23 protein-coding genes and 1 pseudogene are annotated in these 19,198 nt (G+C 64.5%); 12 read left to right on the top strand and 12 right to left on the bottom strand.

Annotated elements, in window-relative coordinates; genetic code table 11:
- Positions 1-55: 55 nt before the first annotated feature.
- Positions 56-367 (bottom strand): MliC family protein, encoded by a 312-nt coding sequence (locus GGD65_RS00120; RefSeq protein ID WP_092263016.1) that lies wholly within the window; start codon positions 365-367, stop codon positions 56-58.
- A gap of 71 nt (positions 368-438) precedes the next feature.
- Between GGD65_RS00120 and GGD65_RS00115 the strand changes: the two genes are divergently transcribed.
- The 4 genes from GGD65_RS00115 to GGD65_RS00100 all read left to right on the top strand — a co-directional run bounded on the left by GGD65_RS00115 (position 439) and on the right by GGD65_RS00100 (position 3,073).
- On the top strand, positions 439-1,182 hold the full coding sequence (locus GGD65_RS00115) for a tyrosine-protein phosphatase (protein WP_183232325.1): 744 nt from the start codon (positions 439-441) through the stop codon (positions 1,180-1,182).
- A 23-nt stretch (positions 1,183-1,205) separates the two neighbouring features.
- Positions 1,206-1,886 (top strand): SDR family oxidoreductase, encoded by a 681-nt coding sequence (locus GGD65_RS00110; RefSeq protein ID WP_183234895.1) that lies wholly within the window; start codon positions 1,206-1,208, stop codon positions 1,884-1,886.
- Positions 1,887-1,985: 99 nt separating this feature from the next.
- Positions 1,986-2,672 (top strand): DUF2161 domain-containing phosphodiesterase, encoded by a 687-nt coding sequence (locus GGD65_RS00105; protein WP_092263010.1) that lies wholly within the window; start codon positions 1,986-1,988, stop codon positions 2,670-2,672.
- 95 nt (positions 2,673-2,767) lie between these two features.
- The gene (locus tag GGD65_RS00100; RefSeq protein ID WP_018317488.1) at positions 2,768-3,073 is read left to right on the top strand and encodes a hypothetical protein; all 306 of its coding nucleotides are present in this window, start codon (positions 2,768-2,770) and stop codon (positions 3,071-3,073) included.
- A 79-nt stretch (positions 3,074-3,152) separates the two neighbouring features.
- On the opposite strand, the gene GGD65_RS00095 is transcribed toward GGD65_RS00100, so the two are convergent.
- Together GGD65_RS00095 and GGD65_RS00090 are read right to left on the bottom strand one after the other, a co-directional pair.
- Positions 3,153-3,764, bottom strand: coding sequence for a GNAT family N-acetyltransferase (locus GGD65_RS00095; RefSeq protein ID WP_018317489.1), 612 nt, complete (start codon positions 3,762-3,764; stop codon positions 3,153-3,155).
- Positions 3,765-3,917: 153 nt separating this feature from the next.
- Entirely contained in the window at positions 3,918-4,316 is a 399-nt protein-coding gene (locus GGD65_RS00090; RefSeq protein WP_026201860.1) for a PaaI family thioesterase, read from the bottom strand.
- 117 nt (positions 4,317-4,433) lie between these two features.
- On the opposite strand from GGD65_RS00090, the gene GGD65_RS00085 reads away from it, so the two are divergent.
- On the top strand, positions 4,434-5,285 hold the full coding sequence (locus GGD65_RS00085; RefSeq protein ID WP_183234087.1) for a cobalamin-binding protein: 852 nt from the start codon (positions 4,434-4,436) through the stop codon (positions 5,283-5,285).
- Positions 5,286-5,310: 25 nt separating this feature from the next.
- Here GGD65_RS00085 and kynU read toward each other — a convergent pair whose 3' ends face one another.
- From kynU to GGD65_RS00060, 5 genes are all read right to left on the bottom strand, one after another.
- On the bottom strand, positions 5,311-6,513 hold the full coding sequence (kynU, locus tag GGD65_RS00080) for a kynureninase (protein ID WP_183234086.1): 1,203 nt from the start codon (positions 6,511-6,513) through the stop codon (positions 5,311-5,313).
- Between the two features lie 20 nt (positions 6,514-6,533).
- Positions 6,534-7,373, bottom strand: coding sequence for a tryptophan 2,3-dioxygenase (gene kynA, locus GGD65_RS00075; protein ID WP_183234085.1), 840 nt, complete (start codon positions 7,371-7,373; stop codon positions 6,534-6,536).
- Positions 7,374-7,409: 36 nt separating this feature from the next.
- Complete coding sequence (locus GGD65_RS00070; RefSeq protein WP_183234084.1) at positions 7,410-8,219, bottom strand: alpha/beta hydrolase; 810 nt, start codon at positions 8,217-8,219, stop codon at positions 7,410-7,412.
- A 239-nt stretch (positions 8,220-8,458) separates the two neighbouring features.
- A complete protein-coding gene (locus GGD65_RS00065) occupies positions 8,459-9,736 on the bottom strand; it encodes an ArgE/DapE family deacylase (protein ID WP_092262999.1) in 1,278 nt (425 codons plus the stop codon).
- Between the two features lie 54 nt (positions 9,737-9,790).
- A complete protein-coding gene (locus tag GGD65_RS00060; RefSeq protein WP_183234083.1) occupies positions 9,791-10,516 on the bottom strand; it encodes a pyridoxamine 5'-phosphate oxidase family protein in 726 nt (241 codons plus the stop codon).
- A 76-nt stretch (positions 10,517-10,592) separates the two neighbouring features.
- On the opposite strand from GGD65_RS00060, the gene GGD65_RS00055 reads away from it, so the two are divergent.
- Complete coding sequence (locus GGD65_RS00055) at positions 10,593-12,083, top strand: PLP-dependent aminotransferase family protein (RefSeq protein WP_183234082.1); 1,491 nt, start codon at positions 10,593-10,595, stop codon at positions 12,081-12,083.
- 67 nt (positions 12,084-12,150) lie between these two features.
- Positions 12,151-12,396, top strand: a complete 246-nt coding sequence (locus tag GGD65_RS00050) for a DUF6719 family protein (protein WP_018317497.1) — start codon at positions 12,151-12,153, stop codon at positions 12,394-12,396.
- On the opposite strand, the gene GGD65_RS00045 is transcribed toward GGD65_RS00050, so the two are convergent.
- The 3 genes from GGD65_RS00045 to GGD65_RS00035 form a co-directional block, all read right to left on the bottom strand.
- Positions 12,397-12,762, bottom strand: coding sequence for a hypothetical protein (locus tag GGD65_RS00045; RefSeq protein WP_018317498.1), 366 nt, complete (start codon positions 12,760-12,762; stop codon positions 12,397-12,399). It abuts the gene before it with no gap.
- A 34-nt stretch (positions 12,763-12,796) separates the two neighbouring features.
- Entirely contained in the window at positions 12,797-13,216 is a 420-nt protein-coding gene (locus GGD65_RS00040) for a hypothetical protein (protein ID WP_179730455.1), read from the bottom strand.
- 387 nt (positions 13,217-13,603) lie between these two features.
- The gene (locus tag GGD65_RS00035; RefSeq protein ID WP_179730672.1) at positions 13,604-14,152 is read right to left on the bottom strand and encodes a CreA family protein; all 549 of its coding nucleotides are present in this window, start codon (positions 14,150-14,152) and stop codon (positions 13,604-13,606) included.
- A 208-nt stretch (positions 14,153-14,360) separates the two neighbouring features.
- On the opposite strand from GGD65_RS00035, the gene GGD65_RS00030 reads away from it, so the two are divergent.
- The 4 genes from GGD65_RS00030 to GGD65_RS00015 all read left to right on the top strand — a co-directional run bounded on the left by GGD65_RS00030 (position 14,361) and on the right by GGD65_RS00015 (position 18,358).
- The gene (locus tag GGD65_RS00030; protein ID WP_183234081.1) at positions 14,361-15,944 is read left to right on the top strand and encodes a L,D-transpeptidase; all 1,584 of its coding nucleotides are present in this window, start codon (positions 14,361-14,363) and stop codon (positions 15,942-15,944) included.
- A gap of 93 nt (positions 15,945-16,037) precedes the next feature.
- Positions 16,038-16,607, top strand: coding sequence for a glutathione peroxidase (locus tag GGD65_RS00025; protein WP_183234080.1), 570 nt, complete (start codon positions 16,038-16,040; stop codon positions 16,605-16,607).
- 166 nt (positions 16,608-16,773) lie between these two features.
- Positions 16,774-17,799 carry a polysaccharide deacetylase family protein gene (locus tag GGD65_RS00020; protein ID WP_183234079.1) on the top strand — a complete coding sequence of 342 codons (1,026 nt, stop codon included), beginning with the start codon at positions 16,774-16,776 and terminating at the stop codon, positions 17,797-17,799.
- A gap of 7 nt (positions 17,800-17,806) precedes the next feature.
- Positions 17,807-18,358, top strand: a complete 552-nt coding sequence (locus GGD65_RS00015; RefSeq protein WP_018317504.1) for a dihydrofolate reductase — start codon at positions 17,807-17,809, stop codon at positions 18,356-18,358.
- Between the two features lie 4 nt (positions 18,359-18,362).
- On the opposite strand, the gene GGD65_RS00010 is transcribed toward GGD65_RS00015, so the two are convergent.
- On the bottom strand, positions 18,363-18,815 hold the full coding sequence (locus tag GGD65_RS00010; protein ID WP_018317505.1) for a DoxX family protein: 453 nt from the start codon (positions 18,813-18,815) through the stop codon (positions 18,363-18,365).
- A 192-nt stretch (positions 18,816-19,007) separates the two neighbouring features.
- Between GGD65_RS00010 and GGD65_RS00005 the strand changes: the two are divergent.
- Positions 19,008-19,198, top strand: a pseudogene (locus tag GGD65_RS00005) (IS5/IS1182 family transposase); the annotation flags it as partial.

Genomic DNA, 19,198 nt, shown 5'->3' with positions numbered 1-19,198 from the left:
AGGGTCGAAACAGCGATGTTTCGGCCCTTTTTGATTCTCGGGTGAACTACGCCGTTCAGATCACCGCGCAGGCCGTCACCGGCCGCTTCAGATGCTTGACCGTGGTGGCCCCGGTCTTGCCGATGGTCAGCGTGATACCCGCGCCCGAATAGCGTTTTCCGGCGACCGACAGCCGCTTGGCGAGCGTGACCGGCTCGCCGTCGATCTGGAGAAAGGCCCGCTTGTCGGCGTCATAAAATGCAACGATGAACTGAGTACCATCGGCGCAGCGATAGGTCTGGAACGTCTGGGCTTCAGTCTGCCGCGCACTGGTCATTCCAGCCGCCAGCATGGCGGTCGTCAAAAGAATGGCCTTGTGCCGGCCCATGATCGCCCCCTGTAATAGCTTTCAAGGACGCCCCTCGTGCGTCCAATGGAACCATAACCGAAGCCGATCCCATGTCCGATTCCCCCGCCCGTCACCTCGCCTTGCAAGGCGCCAGCAATTTTCGCGATCTCGGCGGCTACCCGACCATCGATGGCCGCACCACGCGCTGGCGGCACATCTTCCGCTCCAACCATCTCGGCCAGCTCACCGCTGCCGATATCGAGATCGTCAGGGCGCTGGGGGTGCGGAGCGCTTTCGATTTCCGTGGGGTTGAGGAGCGCGCGGCCGGCGTCTGCGTTGTCAGCGAGATCACGGTGCATTCGCTGCCGATCGAGCCGAGCGTCGTGGCTGCGCTGCGGACTGAACTCGCGAGCGGCACGCTGACGGCACCGGTCGCGCTGGAGCTCATGCGCGAATCCTATCGCAACTACGTTCGCTACCACACGAACAGCTTTCGCAACCTGTTCGGCCATCTCCTCGAAGATCGCGCGCCGCTGGTGATTCACTGCACGGCGGGCAAGGACCGCACCGGCTTTGCCAGCGCGCTGATCCTGCATGCGCTCGGCGTACCCGATGAAATCATCGCCGAGGACTACCTGCTCACCAACCAGCATTACAAGCGCGATGCGACGGCCGCCTTCGACCTGCCGGAGGACGTACGCAATGCCATCGGCAGCGTCGAAGCCTCGTACCTTGCCGCTGCATTCGAAGCCATCGGCAGTGAATATGGCGATCTCGAAACCTATCTGCGCGACGCCCTCAAGCTTGGCACGGCGGAGCGAGCCGCGCTGCAGGCGCGCTATCTGCAAGCATAGGCCGCAGCGCCCGGAGAGTGATGATGCAAGACAGGATCCTGATCGTGACAGGCGCACTCGGCGCGCTCGGCAAGGTGGTTGCGGAGATCGCACGATCGCGCGGCGCGCGCGTGGCCGGCATCGATCACGCTCCATCGCAGATTCCCGCAACGCCCGAGAGCATCGAGATCGGCGGCGTCGACCTCTCCGACACGGCCCAGGCGAAGACGGCGGTTGACGCGGCGGCCAAGCATTTCGGCCGGCTCGATGCGCTGATCAACATCGCCGGCGGCTTCGCCTTCGAAACCGTGGGCGATGGCGACGTCAAGACCTGGCAGCGCATGTACGCACTGAACGTCCTCACCGCGCTCAACACCTCGCGCGCGGCGCTGCCGCATCTCGCAGCGTCCAGGGCCGGCCGCATCGTCAATATCGGCGCCATGGGCGCGCTCCAGGCAGGCTCCGGCATGGGGCCCTATGCGGCCTCGAAAGCGGGTGTGCATCGGCTTACCGAATCGCTGGCCAGCGAGTGGAAAGGCAAGGTCACGGTGAATGCCGTGCTGCCGTCGATCATCGACACCGCCGCCAACCGCGCCGATATGCCGAAGGCGGATTTCTCCAAATGGGTGACGCCGCGGGAACTCGCCGAGGTCATCCTGTTCCTGGCCGGCGACGCGGCCAGCGGCATCACCGGCGCGCTGATCCCGGTCGGAGGACGGGTGTAAACGCGTTGCGTTCGGATCCTCCTGCGCGGGAGCTCTGATTCAATCGGACCCCAGAACGCTCTAGACTGCCCGCAACTGATTCTCCGACCGGACGTCCCCTTGGAAACTACGCTCTACCTGCCCGTCAAACGCTTCCTCGAAGAGCTCGGCTTCACCGTGAAGGGCGAGATCGGCGGCTGCGATCTCGTGGGCCTCAGCGCCGGCGATCCGCCCGTGGTGGTGATCGGCGAGCTCAAGCTCGCCTTCAATCTCGAGCTGATCCTACAGGCGGTCGACCGCGCGCCGGCCGGCGACGAGGTCTGGATCGCGGCCAAGATGTCGATCCGGGGCAAGGGGCGCGAGAGCGACGCGCGCTATCGCAATCTCTGCCGCCGTCTCGGCTTCGGCATGCTCGGCGTGACCGACCGCGGCCAGGTCGAGGTGCTGGTGAAGCCGCCGACCGCGGCGCCGCGCCGCGAGCCGAAGGTGCGGTCGCGCCTCGTTGCCGAACACCAGCGCCGCCAGGGCGATCCCGTGCTCGGCGGCAGCACGCGCGCCCCGATCATGACGGCCTATCGGCAGCAGGCTCTGGCCTGCGCCTCAGCGCTCGCCGACGGGCCGCGGCCCGTGCGCGAATTGCGCGAGCGCTGCCCTGACGCCGGCAAGATCTTGCTTAACAACGTGTATGGCTGGTTCGAACGGGCCGACCGGGGAATCTACGGGCTCACCGAGGCCGGACATGCCGCCCTGAAGCGCTGGCCGCAACAACGGATCGAGATCGATGCCGGTGTCGCGTCACCGCCCTGACACCCGACCGGTGCATAGCTGAGATGCCATACCAATTGCATATTGCAATGCAACATTTGGGGCACTAGGTATCCCGGCATCAAAACGAGGCCGTTATGAGCGCAGACTGGAATACCAAATATGGCACGCGGCGCGTCCGTCACGATCCGCCCACCCTGGACGAGGCGATCTTCGCCGCCATCGGCATTACCGACGATCATGAGCAGCAGGCCGAGATCGCCGCAGCCTTGATGGGGATGCCGCTCGATGTCGTGCAGGCCGAAGTGAAGAAGCAGGCGCGCACCAATAGCCGCATCACCGCCACCCGCGTGATCGCCGGCGAACAGGGCGCACAGCGCTCCGTTGTGGTCGAACGCCGCGTCGTCCGCCGTTTCGGCAACGACAAGCGCACCGGCACCTGAGCGTTCATTTCGCGCCCCCAGAATACGAAAGCGGACCGGCCACGCCGGTCCGCTTTTTGATTCAATCCGCTATTTGAGGTCAGGCGGCGCGGTTGTCGTACATGCTGGAGATGATCTTCCAGCAGGTCGAGTTGAGGCTGAGCAAAGCGCGGCCGGCCCTGAACGGCGAGGCCGCGAGATCGGCAAGTTCGGCCTCAGGCGTCTTGGCGAGGTCGATAGTGCCAGTCGATTCGCCGTGACGGAAAGCCAGATGCGCGCCGAACTTCCTGGCGAGCGCCCGCATGGCGTGATTCTCGGCGCCCGTGGTGATGCGCAGGCTCTTATAGCCTTTCCAGCGCGCTTCAGCGATCAGGCGGCTGAACAAGACCGTGCCGACGCCCTGGCGGCGCGCGGAGGCTTCCACACTGAAGGCAACTTCAGGCAGCGAACCATCTTCCGGCGGATGCAGCTCGGCAGCACCACGGACCACGCCGTCGACGATATAGGCGACGATCACGGTGCCGTCCTCGGCGCAGCGGGCGGCGTAACGCTCGATAAATGAGTCGTCGAGAAAGCCGTTGAAACGGTCGTGCCGGCTTCCGGCATCGAGTCTGAGCAGATGATCGCGCAGGAGCGGCAATTCTTCCTGCTGGCTCAAGGTCCGCACATAGCCCGGAACGGACGGCGCGCGAACGGTGTCTTCAAGTACCACGTCAAAACTCCTCTTGGTGTCCCTCGAGGAGGCGTTTCGAATCCCTAGGCCCCCTATATTGTGCATCGCACCATTCTTTTCAAGGAGGGAACCTGCCTAACTTAGCGGCATCGGGAACAACTAATTCGTTAACAAAATCAAGGCGCCGTAGTCTTACAGAACCAGCTGAGTCTGGGTCACCACCGCCACTAGCTTGCCATCCTCGGTTTCCAGCCGCGTGGTCCAGACCTGGGTCTTTCGGCCCCGATGGACCGGGGTCGCCGTGGCAATCACCGTGGTTCCCTCCTTGGCCCCGCCGATGAAATTGGTCTTGCTCTCCAGCGTGGTCGTGCCCTTGGCGTCTTCAGGCAGATTGATCACGGTCGCGGCCGCACCGACGGAATCGGCCAGTGCCATCACCGCGCCGCCATGGATAGTGTGGTGCAGCGTGCAGAGATCGGGGCGGACCATCATCCGCGCCACCACGCGGTCCTTCCCGGCCTCGACGAACTCGACGCCCTTGAGCTCGGCGAACGGCATCTTCATCGCTTTAAGTTTCTCGAGCGGCGTCATCAAAAGTCCTCCCAATCGATTGTTGTCCCAGCGTGAATTGCTTCGGGCGGCAAAGCAATGACGTCGGAGGTAATGGCGGCCGTGACATCGCCCCCGCATTTGCGCATATGAAACGCCATGCGCCACTTCCCGCCCCGCCGCATCGTCTGCCTGACCGAAGAGACGGTCGAAACGCTCTACCTGCTTGGCGAGCAGGACCGCATCGTCGGCGTCTCCGGCTACGCGGTTCGTCCGCCGCAGGTGCGGCGCGAGAAGCCACGGGTGTCAGCCTTTGTCTCCGCGGACATCCCGAAAATTCTGACGCTGGAACCGGACCTCGTGCTGGCCTTCTCCGATCTCCAGGCCGGCATCGTCGCCGATCTGGTCCGCGAGGGCATCGACGTCCACGTCTTCAACCAGCGCGACATCGCCGGGATTCTTGCGATGATCCGGGCGCTCGGCGCGCTGGTCGGCGCGACGGAACGCGCGGCGGAACTTGCGCAAGGTCTTGAGCGGCGCTTGGCCGCGATTGCCGCGACACCCCGCCCCTCGCCGCGGCCGAGAGTTTATTTCGAGGAATGGGATGACCCGCTGATCTCCGGGATCGGCTGGGTGTCCGAGTTGATCGAGATCGCCGGTGGTGAGGATGTGTTTCCGGAGCTGCGCCATCGGCAGGCCGCGAAGGATCGCATCGTCTCGGCGGAGGCAGTACGCAAGACCGCGCCCGATGTCATTCTCGCATCATGGTGCGGCAAGAAGGTCGTGCCGGCCCGCATCAAGCAGCGTGAGGGTTGGAGTGAAATTCCGGCCGTCCGGAACAACCGCATCGTCGAGATCAAGTCGCCGATCATCCTCCAGCCTGGACCGGCCGCACTCACGGATGGGCTTGAAGCGATCGTGACGACGTTGTGGGGACAGGACTCGAAACTGCCTACCCCGAGGTGCGAGGCATGGGACGCTTCGCGCCGACAGGCTCGCACCTCAGGGTGACGGTGATAGAAGGCGGCATGGATTTTCACGTCACCGCATTCACCACCTGATATTCCGGCCGCCGCCAGATCTCGCCCGCGATCACCTCCTCGATGATCGCGGCCGCCCGGACGATCTCGCTCTCGCCAATGTACAGCGGCGTAATCCCGAACCGCATGATGTCAGGCGCGCGGAAGTCGCCGATGACGCCGCGGGCGATCAGGGCTTGCATCGCTGCGTAGCCGCCATCGAAGGCGAAGGAAACTTGCGAGCCGCGGCGCTCATGGCCGAGCGGGGTAACGAGCTTCAGAGACGGACAGCGGCGCTCGACTTTGGCGATCAGCAAGTCACCGAGCGCCAACGAACGCGCACGGACCTCTGCCATTTCGACGCGATCCCAGATGTCGAGCGAGGCCTCCAGCGCCGCCATTGCCAGCACCGGCGGTGTCCCGACGCGCATACGCTCGACGCCACCTGCGGCCGCATAGCCAAGCTCGAATGCGAACGGCTTTGCGTGGCCCATCCAACCCGACAGCGCGGCGCGCGCGCTGTCGGCATGGCGCGGGGCGACGTAGAGGAACGCTGGCGCGCCTGGGCCGGCGTTGAGATATTTGTAGGTGCACCCCGCCGCGAAATCGGCGCCGCAGCCGGCAAGATCGACCGGCAGCGCGCCGGCGGAATGCGCGAGATCCCAGACCGTGACGATGCCGAGCGCATGCGCCTTTGCGGTGAGCTTCGCCATGTCGTGACGCCGGCCGGTGCGGTAATCGACCTCTGTGATGTAGAGCACCGCGACCTCCTCCGAGAGTGCGGCGTCGATCTCCTCCGGCGCCACCAGGCGCAATTGATGGCCGCGCCCGAGCGTGGCGATCAGGCCTTCGGCCATGTAGAGGTCGGTCGGGAAATTGCCGGTGTCGGACAGGACGACCTTGCGGGACGCGTTCATGTCGAGCGCGGCGGCAAGGGCCTGATAGACCTTGAGTGACAACGTATCACCCACCATCACCGAGCCGGCTTCCGCGCCGATCAGCCGCGCGATGCGATCGCCGACGTGGCGCGGCTGGGCGTACCAGCCGGCGGTGTTCCAGGCCCGGATCAACTCATTGCCCCACTCGGTCGTGATGACGCGGTTGACGCGCTCGGCCACGCCCGCCGGCAGCGCGCCGAGCGAATTGCCATCGAGATAGATCACGCCGTCAGGCAGATGGAACAGCGCCTTGGTGTCGTCATAGACGCGATATCTGGTCATAGACATTTCTTTGGGCATTTCTACAGAATGGTGCGGACGCGCCAGAGTTCGGAGAATAGCTCGACCTCCAGCATGCGCTTGAGATAGCTGACGCCCCCAGTGCCGCCGGTGCCGCGCTTGAAGCCGATGACGCGCTCGACCGTCGTCACGTGGTTGAAGCGCCAGCGGCGGAAGTAATCCTCGAAATCGACCAGCTTCTCGGCGAGCTCGTAGAGCATCCAATGCGTCTCCGGCGCCTCGTAGACGACGCGCCACGCCTGCAGCACGCCTTCGTTGAAGCTGTGGGTCTCGCGAACATCGCGCGCGAGCACCGCCGCCGGCATCTTCAGCCCGTTGCGGTCGGCGAGCCTGAGCACTTCGTCATAGAGGCTTGGGGTCGCAAGCTCGGCTTCCAGCAGTTTCGTCGTCTCCACGTCGTGCGCGTGCGGCTTGAGCATGGCGTGGTTGCGGTTGCCGAGCAGGAATTCGATCAGCCGGTATTGGCGCGACTGGAAACCGGAGGACTGTCCGAACTGCGAGCGGAAGCGCGTATACTCGCTCGGCGTCATCGTGCGCAGAACGTCCCAGGCGTTGTTGAGCTGCTCGAAGATCCGCGACATCCGCGCCAGCATCTTCATGGCGGGCTGCACCTCGTCTCCGGCGATGGCACGGCGTGCGGCGCTCAGTTCGTGGATGGCCAGGCGCATCCACAGCTCCGTGGTCTGATGCTGGATGATGAACAGCATCTCGTCATGCGCTTCCGACAACGGATGCTGCGCGCCCAGGATCGCATCCAGCGCCAGGTAGTCGCCGTACGACATCCGCCGGGCGAAATCGGTCTCGGCGCCTTCTCTCGTGGGATCGTAATCGCTGGACGTCATGGACAGGCCCTTTCGATCGATCTTCCCCGGCTTTGCTCAGTCGAGCCCGATCAGGCGCGCGGTGATCGGCGATGACGGATCCTTCAGTCCGTCGATCACGGTAAAATGGTTCAGCCCGGGATCGACGACGAGCCGGGTCGGCACGTCGAAGCCGGTCCAGACATTGGCCATCAGATCGGACTGGCGGATGAATTCCGGCCGCTCGCTGCCGCCGACCCAGGCGGTGACGGGTGAATGCCCGCGTGGCAGATGCAGGGCCGCGCTTTCGAGCGTCGCCTCCTCCATCGTCATGCGCAGCGTCTCGTTCATCTTCGTCTTGAGCAGCGGACGCAAATCATGCAGGCCGCTGATCGAGAGCGTGCCGGCGATGCGGTTATAGACAACAGGCTCCAGCCGGCTGTCGTCGCACAGCATGCGCGTGACGAGATGGCCGCCAGCGGAGTGGCCGGCGAGCCGGATCGGCCCGGGGACGAGCGAGGCCGCCTTGGCGATCGCCGCAGCGATCTCGGTGGTGATGTCGCAGATCCGTGCGGCCGGCGTCAGCGTGTAGCTCGGCAACGCCACCGCCCAGCCATGGTGGCGCGCGCCTGCGGCGAGATCGGTCCAGGTCGATTTGTCGAAGCGCATCCAGTAGCCGCCGTGGACAAAGACGACGAGGCCCTTGCTGTCGCCGTCGGGCAGGATCAGGTCGAGGCGCTGACGCTCGCCGGCCCCATAGGCGATGTCGGCGCGAAAGTTCTTCAGCCCGGCGCGGTAAGCCGCCGCCCGCTCCGCCCATTGTCCAGGCATCTTGTCCGAGCCGGGGATATGGGCCGAATTGGCGTAAGCATCATCCCAATCGCGCATTGTCGCTCCCACGGACTCGTCCACCAAACCGGACGCCAGTCTGCCACCGGGAGGCCCGGCAGCCTAGTCTTTCTTTTAAGCTTAAAGGATTTGAGAGTCAGTGTTTCGGGCAGATCGCGCTCCAGCCGAGACGCCGTAGGGTGGGCAAAGCGGAGCGTGCCCACGATCTTTATCATGTCGGGGAAAACTGGTGGGCACGGCGCAAGTGCGCCTTTGCCCACCCTACGAGATCTCGTTCGCTACCCCTTCTCCACCCCGCACCATTCCGCGATGAACAACGCCATCGCCTTGGTGGTCTTCTTCAGCGACTCCAGCTCGACATATTCGTTGAAGCCGTGCATCTCGCCGCCGCTGGCGCCAAAGCACAGGCTGGGGATGCCGTGGTTGAGGCCATAAAATCGGGTGTCGGTGAGCGCGGTGAAGACCAGATCCTCAGGCGTGCCGCCGTAGACTTTGCCGAACGCCTTGCCGAACGCGGCTTCCGGTGCCGCCGCGTCGGTCAGCTCATAGCCCTCCGACAGGAAGCCCGACCATTCAATCTCCGGCGGATTATTGGCGAGGAAGCGGTGGTTGCGCGCGGCAGCGGCGACGCAGGCCGTGATCTCCTTCTGGTGATCGGCAATCGACCAGCCCGGCAGCACCGCGATCCGGCAATCGACATCGCACCAGGCCGGCACGCTGGAGGCCCAATCACCACCCTTGATGATGCCGGGGTTGAAGTTGATGGGATGGTTCAGCGTCTTGAAGTGCCTGTCAGCCTTGGCCCGCTCGTTCCACTCGATCTCGAGCTTTTGCAGCGCCTGGATCAAATGATAGGCGGCCATGATCGCGTTCGCGCCGGAGCCGGCAAAGGCGACATGGGTCGGGTGCCCCTTCACCCGCAGGCGAAACCAGATCACGCCGACCTGCGAGCGCACCATCTTGCCGCCGGTCGGCTCCGGAATGAAGCAGGCGTCCGCGCGATAGCCGCGCTGCAGCGTCGACAGCGCACCAACGCCAGTGCTCTCCTCCTCGATCACTGACTGGAAGTGGATCCGTGCCGTCGGCTTAAGACCAGCGGCCTTGATCGCATCGAGCGCATAGAGCGCGCCGATGGTGCCCGACTTCATGTCGCAGGCTCCGCGGCCGAACATCTTGCCGTCCTTGATGACGGGCGAGAACGGCGGCGTGTCCCACAGTTCCAGGGGGCCGGCGGGCACCACGTCGCAGTGGCCCTGCAGGATCAGCGATTTGCCGCCATTCGTTTGCGGACGGTAGGTGCCCACCACCGAACGCGCCTTGGAGAAGTCGTGCTCGATCGGACCGAAGCCGCGCAGATCCTTGAGGTCGTCGACATCGATGTGCCAGTCGTCGACCTCGTAGCCGCGCGCGCGCAGGAGGTCGCCGATCATGTCCTGGCACGGCCCCTCCGCCCCGCGAGTCGAAGGGATTGCGACAAAATCGCGTGTGGTGGCGAGCTGGGCCTCGAAGCCGGCATCGACGGCGTCAAGAATCCTCTGCTGCGTTTCGGCATTCATCAGGCAACTCCCGGCATTCCAATGGTTCCCAAGGAGCGCGCAAGCTAGCCGATTTCAGCCGTTCGGGTACTCCACAAAATAAGCATCCCGCAATGCATCTTCGAGCAGGCGGCCCTCCGAATAGCCATTCAGCGTCGCAGGCCGGTTGACGCCGTCGAGCAGGCGCGGGCATGGCTCCGGCGCGCCGAGCACGGTGCGCACCGGGATGCGCTCGGCATAGATCGGCAGCGCATAGTCCTCGTCGTCGTCAGCAACACCCTTGGCGCGGACCTTGGCCGAGGCTTCCTCGATCTCCATCGCAATGAAGGACGTCGCCTTGATCTCCTGCGTATTGCTGGCCCTCAGAGTCGCCGTGCGGTCCGGGAAGAAGCGGTCGACCATCGCGATCACCGCACGCTCCTTCTCCTCGGGGTCGGTGACGAGATAGGCGGTGCCGAACGCCATCACCGCACGGTAATCGGCGGAGTGATTGAAGCCACAGCGCGCCAGCACGAGGCTGTCGAGATGGGCGACCGTGAGACACACGCGCTCGCCTTTGGTCTGGCTGCGCAGCATCCGGCTCGCGCTCGATCCGTGCCAGTACAGCTTCGTGCCCTCGCGCCAGAAGAACGTCGGTGTGCAATAGGGCTGGCCGTCGATCACGTAGGAGACGTGGCACAGCATCGAGGAATCCAGGATGCGATGAACCGTGGCGTGGTCGTAGAAGCCGCGGTCGTGCCGGCGCTTCACCTGGTTGCGCACTGAGGTCGGATAGGAATTCGAGGTCTCGGTCTGGCTCACGGCCGCTCCTGCTCGGATTGGAAGAAATCTGGAAGCAGTTGTAGCGGCGCATTTGGTCTGCGATAGTTCCAATTCCATGCGAAATATTCCGACCAATTCTCTCCCCGCACCGGCCAAGCCTTCCTTGCCGACAAAGGCCGAACTGCCGCTCGACCTCACCGGACCGCATGTCACGCCAGGCGCCTCCGCCGCACACCGGCTCTACCAGGCGCTGTGCGAGATGATCGTCTCCGGCCTCGTCAAGCCCGGCGAGCCGCTGCCGCCGTCGCGCACGCTGGCCAAGCAGACCGGCTTTCGGCGCAACGCTATCGTCATCGCCTATGAGCGCCTGATCACCGACGGCTTCGCCGAGGCGACCGTCGGCTCCGGAACGTTCGTCGCCGCGCGCATTCCTGCGCGCACGGCCGAGCCGAACAAGCCGAAGGTCATTGTCGAAACGCCGGGGCAAGGCGCGTTCGCGCTCGGCTGCACCCATATCGACGAGCGGGCGCTGCAGCGTTTTCGCGCCTTCGTCGGCCGGCGCATGCGCGCCTTCGGGCCCGAGCATTTGCATTATGGCGATCCCCGCGGCAGCCGCGAGCTGCGCGCGGCAATCGCCGATCACCTGTTGTCGGCGCGAGGCCTGCGCTGCGACCCCGATCAGATCATGCTCACATCAGGCACGCTGCATGCGCTGCGCATCGTGCTGAGCGCGATCCTGAAGCCGAACGACCAGGTCTGGTGCGAGGACCCTGGCTACCCCGCCGCGCGAAAAACCATCGCGCATTGCGGCTATCGCGCCGTGCCTGTTCCGGTCGACGAGCACGGGATGCAGGTCGCCAAGGGACGCTCTGCCGGCCCCAACGCGCGCGCGGCCTATGTCACGCCGTCGCACCAGTTTCCGCTGGGCGTGCAGATGTCTATGCCGCGGCGGCTCGAGCTTCTGGACTGGGCCAAGCAGGCCGGAGCTTTCGTGCTGGAGGACGATTACGACAGCGAGTTTCGCTATGACGGCGCACCGCTGATGTCGCTCGCCGGCATCGATCGCCTCCAGCGCGTGATCTACCTCGGCACGTTCGCCAAGACGCTGTTTCCCGGCCTGCGCATCGGCTATTGCGCCCTGCCTGAACGCCTGATCGAGGACGTGACGGCTGCGCGCGCGGCGCTCGACCGATTCCCCGGCACGCTGATGGAAGGCGCGGTGGCCGACATGCTCAACTCGGGCGCGTTCGCCGCAAACCTCAAGCGCGTGCGAAAACTCTATCGCGACGCCCGCGATGTGCTGGCCGAAACGCTGGAAGCCGCATCCGATGGCGCGCTATCGGTACCGGTGCCATCGCAAGGCCTGCATCTCGTCGCCCGGTTCGATCCCTCGGTCGACCTGGCGGTGGCAGCGCGGGCCAAGCAGGCGGCCGGCGCGGAAGGCTGGCTATTGGCCGACACCTATTCGCGCGCGCGCCCTCTGCCCGGCTTCGTGCTGGGATTTTCCGGCCATGCGGTTCCACAGCTCGTCGCCTCCGCCGAACGGCTCGCGCGGGAATCGCGCGCCGCGCTGCGCACGAGGAAGAGATCGGCCCGGCGGCCCTGACAAAGGTTCACTATCAGAATCGCGAGCCCGTCCTTACATTGTGGTATCAATGCCGGGATCTTTCACCATGCTTTTCCGCCGTGCAGCTTGCCTCTCGCTCCTGATCTCCGCCGCGCTCGTGACGACGGCGCACGCCGTCACGGTCGGACGCGAGCAGGACATTACCGATCTCAAGCTGGGCCAGCGCGTGCAGGTGGATGACGGAACCTGTCCCGCCGGACAGGTCAAGGAAGTCCGCGGAACAAAGATGACCGACAAGGGCGTCGCGCGCACCGCCGCCTGCGTGCCGCGCTACGGTCCGAAGACGAAATAGTTACTGCTTGGCCGGATCGAACATGCACTGCAAGGTCGGCTTGGCGATCTTGGTGAAGGTCGGGCCGATCTCGCCCTGCTTGGACGCCGGCACCCAGTCGGTCTCGATGGTGGGCACGCCGGTCTCGCTGATGCCACGCAACAGCGCTTCGCGCAGATCGCGGTCCTCGACAGCCGCGGCGGCATGATCGTGCAGGCAGCCGCAGACTTCCTCGGGATGTTCCCACCGCCCGAGCATCCGCGGCGCACATTGGCGCACGAACTCAGTGCGGGGATCCGGTAACCTTGATGGCGCACGCACCTGCGCCTGGGCGGCATTGATCGTCAGAACGGACACGAAGGCAGCGGCGCAAAATCGAACGATCATGATGGCCTTTATCGGCTGATTTTCTTGTTATCGATTAGAAGCGCGCGGCAACCACGATCGACTGCGACGTCGTGGGGGTGATCGGCGAACCGCTGTACTGGAAGGTGCCGACACCGGGGAGATTACCGTCCGGCGCGCCCGCGAACGAAGAGCCGGCGATCACGAAACCGAAGGCAAGGATGAAGCTCAGCGCGCGCATGGTCTTGTCTCCGAATTCGTGGCCGGCGGTGCGCCGTTCGTCGTTGTGAAGCTGATAACCATGGGCGGTTTCGCGCGTGATGCGCCAAAACCGCAAAATGGTTTCATCTTGCGTGAGAATTGTTTCGTCCGATCCGGGACGACGACACAATTCTCCAAAAAGACCAATCATTTCAGGTAGGTCTCGCCGCAGCTCAAAGTCGCCTGCCAAGTTCCGTTTGCGGTGCGCGAACACACCGGACGCTACCGCCGTCATGCTCCCGCCTCACCTGCTTCACACGCATTTTACGTTTTTCTGCTGAATGGAGCGGCAAACGAGGGCTGGGTCGAACCGAGGTCACATCGGCTGCGACCCAAGCCATCGAAGCCAGGACGCCCGGATCACCGGGCGCGTTCACTTGAGGGATGGCCATTATGGCGGCGCAAGATCGCGCAATGCCGCGCGAGGCGGACCAACGGACGGACCGCGGAGATCAACAGTCGAATCGCGTCGCCGCAGCCGGCGCAATGTCGTTGCAGTCTGGCCGCGGCTTTGAAGCCGCGCCACAAGCGTTCGTGCGGCTGACCGGCTCGCACCTTGTCAAACCGCGGGCCAGTCGCGCTGAGTGAAACGCTGACGCGTCACGGAGTGAACGCAAGCGCGTCACTGAGTGAAGAACTCGCCGCACTTCTGGACATTTGCGTCCGCCGGTCCCCACGGCATGATCGGCACGGTCGAGGTCGAGTTCTTCGGCGAGCCCTCGATCAGCCTGTCCGAATAGACCATGTAGACCAGCACGTTGCGCTTGGTGTCACAGCCGCGCACGATCTGCATCTTCTTGAAAAACAGCGAGCGGCGCTGGCGGAACATGTCGTCGCCCTGCTCCATCTTGCTCTTGAACTTGATCGGGCCGACCTGGCGGCACGCCAGTGAGATATCCGAGACCTCCTCGGCAAGGCCCAGCCAGCCCTTGAAGCCGCCCTTTTCCGGCACGGTGAAATGACAGGCGACGCCCTCGACTTCGGGATCGTCGAGACCATAGGTCGCAAGCTTGTCGTTCGGGCTCATCCATTTGAACACGGTGGACCGGCGAAAGATCAGATCGGGCTCGTCGGCGGCCGAAACGGACGCCGCCGGCACGACCAGGGCCAGGAGGAAGAAAGCAAAGCCTTTCAAGTGGATGCTGGAAAGACCGAGGAAACGAGATGACATGAAGTTCTCCGGTAACAAGTCGCCACAATGTAGGCATGTGGCAGCCGCTCAGGAAGACGACGGACAGACGGGCGCGGCCGCCGTTTACCGCTCCGTGAGGCTTTTTTGCTACGGCTTGGACAAATGTAGCTGATGGCAGAACCGCCTTGCTGGTGAACGCGTATCCCCTCTGCGAGACTAACGTCTGATTTGGATTATGGATTCGAGGATGAACAGCGTGAACGGGTCGGGTTTTTCTGCCAAGCCGGCGCGACTGTGGCAGGTCGCCATTTTGACGGCGGCGGGTGTGATCGGCGCGACCAGCCAGGCAGACGCAGCATATTATTATTGGACGGATTATTCCGACGGGTCCTATTACGCCCGGCCCGACCGGCATCCCGAAATACCGCGCCAGAAGCCGCAGAAGCGCGGCGCTGCGGTCAAGAAGGAAGCTGTCGCCGGGAAGGAAGCCGGGACCAAGCCACAAGGGCCGCTGGTCATCGTCGTCTCGATCGACCGGCAGAAGGTCACGGTCTACGACACCAAGGGCGTGTTCGCGGAATCTCCGGTGTCGACAGGCATGAAGGGCCATTCGACGCCGATGGGTGTGTTCAGCGTCATCCAGAAGCACAAATTCCACCACTCCAACATCTATAGCGGCGCGCCGATGCCGTACATGCAGCGGATCACCTGGTCCGGCGTTGCCATGCATGCCGGCGTGCTGCCGGGCTATCCGGCTTCGCATGGCTGCATCCGGATGCCGATGGCGTTCGCGGTGAAGATGTGGAACTGGACCAGGATGGGCGCGCGCGTCATCGTCGCGCCCGGCGAGATGACGCCGCACAGCTTCTCCCATCCCCTGCTCGCCTCCGTGCGCGTGCCGCCGCAGCCTGCGGCCAGCCTCGAGCCGCAGACCAATGTCGGCGACAAGGCCGACAAGGGCGCCGCGCTGACCAAAGCCGAAACCAAAACTGCCAGCGCCGACAGTGTGCTCGAGCTGCGCACGTCCGTCGGACACGTCGTGATGTCGGATGTGACCACGGGCAATGCGTCAGCCCGCGAGGAAGCCGCCGTACCGGCCGACAAGACCAAGACGGCCGAGGCATCCGACGCGGCCAAGCCTCAATCGGAGGAAGCCGCCAAGCCGGCTAGCGACGACAAGCCGGCTGCCGACAAGGTCGAAGCTATCAAGACCGAGCCGGTCAAGACGGAAGCCGCGGACTCCGCGAAGACACCCGATGCGCCGGCCACTGCAGCTGCGCTCGCCGCCTCGCCCGACGCGAAGAAGGATGACGGCCGCGTTGCCGAACCGGCGCCGGCCGCCAGGCCGGAAGCGCCCAAGCGGGCCGGCCAGATCGCCGTCTTCATCAGCCGCAAGGATTCCAAGCTCTACGTGCGGCAGAATTTTGCGCCGCTGTTCGAGGTCCCGGTCACGATCGCCACGAGCGACCGTCCGCTCGGCACGCACATATTCACCGCCGAGCTCGACAAGACCGATTCCAATGCGCTGCGTTGGTCGGTGGTGTCGCTGCCGGTCTCCGCCCGTTCCGCGGCCCGCGAGGACGACAGCCGCCTCACGCGCCGCAAGGGTGGCGCTGCGGTGATCCCCGTCGCCGCCAAGCCTGTGCCTGCCAAGCCCGTGGTCACGCCGGACAGCCCGGCCGCGGCCCTCGACCGCATCTCGATCCCCGCCGACACCATGGCGAAGATCAACGAGATGCTGACATCAGGCGGCTCGATCATCATCTCGGACCAGGGCATCAACCAGGGCGAGACCGGCGAAGGCACCGATTTCATCGTCCGCCTGTACTGACCTGTTTCACGGCGCCCCGATAACGCGGTGTTGACGAGGCAGGTCGCACCGGCAGAGTAACATGCGGCCCGGATCATTTCGGGGGACGCCGTCATGATGAATCGCAGAACCATGCTCACCGCGGCGCTTGCAGGCATGCTCGCGCCGGCAACACGCGCGCTCGCCGATGGCGGCATGAGCCGGATCTCGGCCTATGCCTTCTCCTTCCCCGCTTTGTCCGGTGACGACATCCGCCTTGCCGCTTTCACCGGCAAGCCACTGCTGATGGTCAACACCGCCTCGCTCTGTGGCTACACGCCGCAATATTCCGGCCTGCAGGAGATCTGGAACGAGTTTCGCGCGCGCGGGCTCACCGTGATCGGCGTGCCCTCCAACGATTTCGGCGGCCAGGAGCCGGGCGGCACTAGCGAGATCACGGAGACCGCGCACCACCAATATGGTGTTACCTTCCCGGTCGCGGCCAAGGCGAACGTCGTCGGCGCGAAGGCGCATCCCTTCTACAAATGGGCCGCCGACGCACGGCCGCGGGAAGTTCCGCGCTGGAACTTCCACAAATACCTGATCAGCCGCGACGGTTATATCGCCGAGGTCTTTCCGTCCGCGGTCGAACCCGCTGACACGCGGATCAAGACGGCGATTGCCAGGACGCTGGCCGACAGTTGACCCGCGGCGTCCCAATCCGGCTGGGCACAATTGTGGCGGGATGCCAAACAGCCGTTGCAATGGCGATAGCCCACCATCTAGGCTAGGATCGTTTGGGGCAGGATGGGTTTTGCTCGCGGCGAAAAAGCCGCGGCGGAACAACGGGATCAATCTCGAGGACAACACCATGCGTGTGGCGGCAGGACTGATTTTGGCAAGCGCAATGTCGGTTGCGATGACCGGCGCAGCATGGTCGCAGACCCCGGCCGCAAAGCCCGCGGCTGCGACGCAAGCCGCACCCGCGGCGACGCCGGCCGCGGCCGCGCCTGCTGCGGCTCCGCCAGCAGCTCCCGCGGCAGCCGCCGCGCCGGCAGGCTTCGTCAATCCGCCTCCGCCCAAGCAGGCGCCGCAGCCGGCCCGCGCGGCCTGCAACACGCCGGGCGCGCTCGGTGTCGCCCGCACCGTCGAGATCGACACCACGGGCGGTCCCGGCTTCGGCTTCGAGCACTTCAAGGACCTCGACTTCCTGCGCGACAAGGAGGTGGTGCTGACCTTCGACGATGGCCCCTGGCCGAAGAACACGCCCGCCGTGCTGAAGGCGCTCGCCGACGAATGCACCACCGGCATCTTCTTCTCGATCGGCAAGCACGCGACCTATGAGCCGGAGATCCTGAAGCAGGTCTACAACGCCGGCCACACCGTCGGCACTCACACCTGGTCGCACGCCAATCTCAACAACAAGAAGCTCACCGAAGCGCAGCGCAAGGAAGAGATCGAGAAGGGCCTGTCCGCGGTGAAGTGGGCGCTCGGCGGCATCTCGCCCTCGCCGTTCTTCCGCTTCCCGGCGCTTCAGCATCCGCCGGAGATGGTCACCTATCTCGGCAACCGCAACACCGCGATCTTCTCCTGCGATATCGACTCCTTCGACTTCAAGGCTTCAAAGCCCGAGAAGGTGGTCGAGACCGTGATGAAGAAGCTCGACACCAAGGGCAAGGGCATCATCCTCATGCACGACTTCCAGAAGCACACTGCGGAAGCCCTGCCCGAGCTGCTCAAGCGCCTGAAGGCCGGCGGCTACAAGGTGGTGGCGATGCGCGCCAAATTCCCGGCCTCGTCGCTGCCCGAATACGACCAGGAGCTGCTCAAGGACGCCAAGCTGCCGACCGTGAGCCAGCGCCCGGTCAATTCCGTGGTGACGACCGTTTCCGAATAGACGGCCATTGTCTTTCCGTATCGAAGGCTACGTCATCGTCTCAGCGGACGGCATGCTCGCCGACGCCGGCCACGTCATGCCCGACAGTCTGAAGTTCGACGGCGACAAGCTGTTCTTCGAGCAGGCTCTCGATCGCGCCGCGCTGACCGTGCATGGCCGCCACTCGCACGAGCAGCAGCCGAACTCGCCGAAGCGCAAGCGGCTGATCCTGACCCGCAAGATCAAGGCGCTCACCGTCGATCCGGAGATGCCGAACGCGACGCTGTGGAATCCGGAACAGGCGAGCTTCGAGGAGGCCTGTGCCTTTGCCGATGTCGCCTCCGGCATGGTCGCCATCATCGGCGGCCCAGCCGTGTTCGAGATGTTCATGGGCCGCTACGATACGTTCTGGCTGTCGGAAGCCCCCCATGTGCGCCTGCCCGGCGGCGAAGGCTGTTTCGTCGGCGTGCCGGCACGGACGCCGCAGCAGGTGCTGGCGTCGCACGGCCTGAAGCCGGGCACACCGTATTTGCTCGATGCGGCGCATGAGGTGACCGTGACACCCTGGCGCCGAACGTAGGCCCTCAGACGTCCCCGTACGCCGCTTCGGCCGGACGCGTGGTGCGGCCGTATCCCATGATCATGAACAAGGCGCCGATGATCGAGAGGTTCTTCAGCGCGTCGACCACCATCTTCGCGTTGTCGGGCGGCGCCTGGTTCCAGAAATCGTCGAACAGCACGGTCGCGACCGCGACGTAGATGATCAGCAGCATCGCGAAGAACCGCGCGCCGAAATTCAGTGCGATCATCAGCCCCGCGATGATCTCGAGCGCGCCGACGGCGATCGCCAGCAGCTGCGGCGTGGTCATGGCGGTGGCCGTCTCCACCTGCTTGGCGTAGGGCGCGACGATGTCGGGCACCACGACCTTGGTGGCGATGAAGTCGGCGGTCGCCTGAATGGCAAAGAGCTTGGTCGCGCCCGTGTAGATGAACAGAACGGCGAACAGGATTCGCCCGAAAGTCACGAACGCTGGCATGATCGGCCTCTTGGCAAAGCGCTAAGCACGGAACGCGTGAGGATTATGAAGAGTCGCGCGCCGCTTTACAAACGGGGAAATGGCGAACTGAAAGTAATTCAAGATTTGCGGCCTCTTCCCTTCTCCCCTCGTGGGCCTGTTGCGTAATTCGCCAGTTGTGATTCCCTAGGGCAAAGCCTTGGGGGAATGACGATGGCGGTGAAGCGGACAGGACAGCCGAGCTTTGTGGAAGCGCTGATGCCGAAGGGCGCCGGCGCCAATGCGGCGCTGGATCGGTTGGCTGGCCTGGTCAAGTGGTACCGGTTCGAGAAGCTGATCGGCCATTTGCGGGATGAAGGGAGCCCCGGTCGTCCAGGCTATCCGGTGCTTGTGCTGTTTCGCGC

It is taken from the genome of Bradyrhizobium sp. CIR18, assembly GCF_014198295.1.
Classification (GTDB): Bacteria; Pseudomonadota; Alphaproteobacteria; order Rhizobiales; family Xanthobacteraceae; genus Bradyrhizobium.
The sequence above is the reverse complement of the archived record's forward strand: the minus strand, read 5'-3'. Positions and strand labels throughout refer to the sequence as shown.